Annotated in this window: 2 protein-coding genes (1 of these 2 only partly in view); both read right to left on the bottom strand. The window is 60.0% G+C overall.

What is annotated here, in order from left to right:
• Positions 1-1,413, bottom strand: a 1,413-nt coding sequence (locus tag ACY1JZ_RS25690; protein WP_462631593.1) for a condensation domain-containing protein, incomplete at its 3' end; no start/stop codon positions are given.
• A 51-nt stretch (positions 1,414-1,464) separates the two neighbouring features.
• Positions 1,465-6,000, bottom strand: the final stretch of a protein-coding gene (locus ACY1JZ_RS25685; RefSeq protein ID WP_462631592.1) for a non-ribosomal peptide synthetase. Its footprint extends 8,019 nt past the window's final position; only the last 4,536 of its 12,555 coding nucleotides appear in the window; the start codon falls outside the window, past its right edge; it ends in the stop codon at positions 1,465-1,467.

Below are 6,000 nucleotides of genomic sequence, written 5' to 3'. Positions count from 1 at the left end.
CCGCCGAATCGCATGGTGGATGCACTCCGGCGTGCCGGACACTGCCGCCTGTTCATTCCATCCCACCGTCAATTGCTCATGCTCCCATTCCGGCAGAATCGTGTAGTCGGCTAGCTTCTTGTCCACCTCGTCCGCTATTTGAAGCAGTAGCGTCTGCATGTGCTCCAGAAGTCTTCGCACCGCTTGCTCTCCGAATCGACCGCCATCATATTGAAGCTTGACGCCCAGCCTCGTGCCCGGCAGCACCGTCACTGTCAGCGGGAAGCTGGTCTGCTCTGTCGCCTGCACCTCGTCCACCGTCACCGTCGTTACGCCACTTGCCAGCGAAGCATCAAACGGATAGCTCTCAAAGGCAACGATACTGTCGAACAGACGGCTGCCTCGCGGCAGCTCACTCCAGTTCTGAATGTGAGAGAGCGGGACGAATTCGTACTCGCGCAGCTCCACCAATCGCGTCTGCAGCTTCTGCAGCCATTGAAGCATGCTGTCGCCAGGCTGCATGCGCACACGAACCGGCAGCGTATTAATAAACATGCCCACTGTCTCCTCCACACCCGTCAGCTCCGGGGGGCGTCCCGAGACGACCGAGCCGAACACCACATCCTCCTCGCCACTGTAACGGCTTAACAGGAACGCCCACGCCCCCTGTACGATGGTGCTGACCGTTAGCCGGTTTCGCTTGGCCTGCTGCGTGAGTGCCGCTGTCTGCTCCGCAGAGAGCGTGAGCTGCTGCTCTGCCTGCTCTCCGCTCTCTTCGCCCCCGGTAGTTTCCAGTCCAAGTACGGTTGGGATTGTGAAGCCCTCCAGCGCACCGCGCCAGAATCGCTCCGCCTGCTGCATGTCCTGCCTGTTCAGCCACACCACATAGTCCTTATAGGAGAAGCATGGTTGAAGCTGAGGGCGCACGCCCTGTGAGCGGGCCTCGTATAGGGCGAAGACATCCTTCAGCACCAGTCCGAGGCTCCATCCGTCAAGCAGCAGGTGATGCGCGGTAAAGACAAGATGCCAGCGATCCTCGCTATGCCGAATCAATGTCACCCGCATGAGCGGAGCCTTATGAAGCACGAAGCCGCGCTGCCTGTCCTCGGCAAGAAATTGCTGAAGACGCTCTGCCTGATTCTGAGAATCGTCAGCCTGCCAATCAAGCTGTGTCAGCGGCAGCTCCACTTGCCGGTGAATGACTTGCAGCGGCTGCTTGAGCTTGGCTGTAGCAAATGAAGCGCGTAGCGCTACATGCCGTTCTACAGCATCGTTCCACGCCTGCTCCATCGCTGCAGCATCAAGCATGCCGCTCAGTCCAAACGCTAGCTGCAGCACGTACACTCCTGATTCCGGCGCATATAAACTATGGAACAACATCCCTTGCTGAGCAGGGGACAAAGGGTAAAAGTCCTCCACATTTTTCACGCTCATATTTACCTTCACCTTTCTGTTGCGGCAGCCTGATGTCTCGCCCAGGCCGGCTTACGCATCCTCGTCCATCTCGTCTAGATCTTCCTCAGCTAGTTCGTCCATATCTTCAAGCGCATCCATAATATGCTCGAGCTCGTCAGCATTCCAGCCAAATTCAGAGACGGCAGCCGCTGCCTCATGCAAGGCCTCACTTCCACGGCACGCATCCAGAATGGAACGCAGTATCGTCATGTAAGCTTCCGCCAGCCGCATAACCGTTGCCGCGTGATGGATGGACGGACAATAGCGCCAATCCATATGCAACTGTCCATCCGTAATGACGCCGCTCACTTCAAGCCACACATTCCGAACATTGTCAGGGGCACTGAGGGAGCCTACCTGTTCCGGCGCGGAGCCGAAGTACGCGGCGGCTGTCCCTTCAAGCTTCAGTTGACCCAGATAGTTAAAGCTGATCTGCGGCTCGGCCTTGAGAGCGGCCCACGAGCCGGAAGACGAATATCGCAGCAAGCCATAACCGATCCCACGCTGCGGAACTTGTCCAAGCTGCTCTCCGATCTGACCCATCACCTGCAGTGGGTCACGGCTGCCGGCAAGGCCGAGACGAACGGGATACATACTGGTAAACCAGCCCACCGTGCGGGAGAGATCAACGTCCGGGAATAGCTCCTCTCTTCCATGCCCCTCCAGAAGCAAGGAGACCTCGGCCTTGCCTGTCCATTGTTCTAGCGCAAGCAGGAGCGGGGATAGCAGAATATCATTCATATGCGCCCCAGTCACGGCAGGCACTTGCTGGATCAGCTCCCGGGTCTCTGTCTCGTCCAGCGCGAGACGAATGGATCGGGCGGCTCCGTTCGTGTTGACCCCATCCAGCAGCTTCGAGTCCGTTGGCTCGTCTACTGGCAGGCTGTCGACCGAAGAACGGCATACCTGTTGCCAATACTCACGCTCGGCATCGAGCGCCCCAGAGGCAGCAAGCTGCTGCAGCCGCTCCGCCCACTCCTTGTAAGAAGTCGTCTTCATCGGCAACTGAAGCGGCTGGCCTGCCATCAGTTGTGAATATGCTGATTGCAGATCATCCAGCAGGATACGCCAGGACACGCCATCCACAACCAGATGGTGAATCGTAATGAGCAGGCGTGCAGGCTCCTCTGCTCCCAGATCGAATAGTCCGGCGCGAAGCAGCGGCCCCTCCTGCAGATCGAGGCTGGCATGCATCTGGTCGATGCAGGCTGCCATTCGCCGCTGCTGCTCCTCTGGAAGCAAGTCAGACCAATCATAGCTGGCGAGCGACGGACCCGCAGAAGGCTCCACGCCCCGTTGCCGCCAGCCCGTCCCATCCTGGCCATATCTCAGGCGCAATGCATCATGATGACGGATCAGCCGATCAATCGCTGCCTCAAGCAGTTCCTTGCGCACAGGCTGGCGTACCGTAAGCAGCACAGCCTGATTCCAGTGATGACGCGCATGCATAGGCTGCTGCAGAAACCATCTCTGGATCGGTGTCAGCGGAACCTCGCCTGTGACGATGCCCTGCTCCGCCCTTACAGGAGCCGTATGCTCCACCCAGTCTGCCAGCTCTTCAATCGTCTGATGCTGGAACATCAGCTTGGCTGTCAGCTTGTAGCCGGACTGCCCCGCCCTAGCTACAACCTGAATGCTCATGATGGAGTCTCCGCCCAGCTCGAAGAAATTGTCGCGGATGCCGACCTGCCGCACGCCCAGCACCTGCTCCCAGATCGCACATAGCGCCTGCTCCAGCTCATTGCGCGGTGACGCATACGTGGCGCCTCCCCCCGGCTGCTCCGGCTCCGGCAGCGCCCTCCGGTCAAGCTTCCCGTTCGCCGTCATCGGCAACTGCTCTAGCTGCATCACCACGCCCGGGATCATGTACTCCGGCAGCCAGGACTTCATGTGACGGCGCAGCCCTTCCTCCAGCTCCTGCCACGGTCTTCCCTCTATCGCTACGATGTACCCTGTCAGACGCGTCTGGCCCGAGTCCTCCGTTCGCGCCGACACACACGCTTCCTTCACTCCGTCATAGCGGGCCATCACCGTCTCGATCTCGCCCAGCTCTACCCGGAAGCCACGGACACTCACCTGGTCATCGATCCGACCCAGATAGTCGATTTCTCCATCCGCCCGGTAGCGGCACAGATCCCCTGTCCGGTACATCCGCTCGTTCCCTGCTCCGCCATACGGATTCGCTACGAATCGCTCCTCCGTCAGCTCGGGACGGCCCCAGTAGCCTCGCGCCAGATTGCTGCCTCCGATGTACAGCTCGCCCGGCACCCCTACAGGCACCAGCTCCATCGCCTCATCCAGAATGTAGCATGTCGTATTGGCGATCGGTCGGCCGATGCTTGGCGCCTCCGCTTGGCCTGCTGCGGGCGGCACCACCGCACAGGTCGCCACCACCGTATTCTCGGTCGGGCCGTAATGGTTCACCAGCGCAAACGGCAGCGCCTGGGCGGGATGGCGATGCAGACGATCGCCTCCTGTCAGCAGCGCACGCAGCGCCACCTTCTCCGGCCACTCCAGCTCCACCATCCGCTCCGCCAGCGGCGTCGGCATGAAGCTCAGCGTGACGCCCGTAGCTGCCAGCCAATCTCTCAGCTCCTCCGGCGATAGCCGCAGCTCCTCCTCCACGATATGCACGCTCGCTCCCGCCGTCACATACGGCCAGATCTCCCATACCGAGGCGTCGAAGGCCGGTCCTGCCAGCAGCGTCGCACGGTCAGACGCGCTCACCTCGTAGGCGGATTGATGCCACCCGATCAGGTTCAGCAGCGAGTGGTGCGACACCTCCACGCCCTTCGGCTGACCCGTCGAGCCTGAGGTATAGATTATATAGGCCAGACTCTCAGGCGTGCCCGCTTGCATCGGCGCGTACTCATTATCGGAGGTGCGGCTGTCATCCCGTCCTTCCTCCAGCCCTTCCTTCAGTCTTTCCTCCAGCCCTTGCATCGCCCGTCCGCCGAGCTCTGCATACTCCTTCGCATCCGCTGTGTCCAGCGACCAGATGGCCGCCCCGGTCAGCTCGCCCAAGCGCCCAGCCAGCTTCGCTTGCGTCAGCACGACCGCGGTCTGCGTATCCAACAGCATATACCGGATGCGCTCCGGCGGGTACGCCGGATCGATCGGCACATACGGGCTGCCCGACTTCAGCACACCCAGCTCGGCAATGATCAGCTCGGCGCTGCGCTCCATGCACACCGCCACCGGCGTCCCCAGCTTCACCCCTGCCCTGCGCAAGCGCTGCGCAAGCTCATTCGCCTGCTCATCCAGCTCCCGGTATGTCACCGTCCGCTCGCCCTGCACGATAGCCGCTGCCTCCGGCGTCTGCTTCGCCTGGCGCTCCACCAGCTCCTGCACGCTCTCTGCTCCTTCGTAGCTGCTCGCCGTCCGGTTCCACTCCTCCACCTGCTGCACCCGCTCTGCTTCGCTCAGCAGTTGCAGATGGCATAGCTGCTGCTCGGAGTGCTCTGTCATCTGCTCCAGCAATACGAGCAGATGCTCCAGCATCCGCTCCATTCTGTCCGAATAGAACAGATCGGTGTTATAGATGAAGGAGGCCAACATGCCCTCGTCCGTCTCCACCATCGTTAAGCTGAGATCGAACTTCGCATGCTCCCATTCAACCTGTACAGGTGAGGTCTGCAGACCCGCCAGTTCAAAGTCGCTCATCTGTCGATTGACAAGGTCAAAGACAACTTGAAATAACGGGGTATGCGACAAGCTGCGCACCGGCTGAACATGATCCACCAATTGCTCAAATGGCAGGTCCTGATGATCGAAGGCGTCCAGCACCGTCTCTCGCGTCTGCTGCAGCATCATTCGCACCGTCATATCCGCTTGAGCATCCGCACGAATGGGCAGCATATTGACGAAGAAGCCGATCAGCTTATCAATCTCAGGATAGCTCCGATTGGCGACAGGCGTGCCGATGCAGAAGCTGTTCTGCCCGGTATACCGGAACAATAATAGCTGAAAGCCCGTCAGCAGTGTCATATACAAGGTGCTGCCTTCCTGACGGCTAAGCTGCTCCAGCTTGTGCAGCAGTGTGGCAGGCAGCGGCTTATAGATTTGTCTGCCAGAGAAGGATTGCACCGCAGGCCGCTGCCGATCTGCAGGCAACTCCAGCACAGGCGGGAGGTTATGGAGCTTGTCTGTCCAGTAGGACAACTGCGCTTCCCGCACACCGTCATTGAGCCAGTTGCGCTGCCACAGCGCATAGTCTGCATATTGAATGGCGAGTTCAGGCAGTTGTACCGGGTCGCCCTTGCAGATGCCCTCATACAAAGCACTCCATTCCTTGACAAGCACACCGATCGACCAGCCATCGGAAATGATGTGGTGCATCGTCAGCAGCAACACATGGTCTTGCGGCGCAAGCCGCAGCAATATAGCCTGCAGCAGCGGCCCGCGGGTCAGATCGAACACCTGCCCTGCCGCCCGCTGTGCGTGCAGTTGTACGGCATCCTGCTGTTCCTGTTCGCCAAGTGAAGCCAGATCAATAATCTGGACGCCTGGCAGTTGTTCGACGTCAATCCGCTGCTCCGGTCGTCCGTCCTGTGCGATGAAGGTCGT

This window comes from Paenibacillus sp. J5 (assembly GCF_054955055.1).
This window is presented reverse-complemented; position numbering and strand designations above follow the sequence as displayed.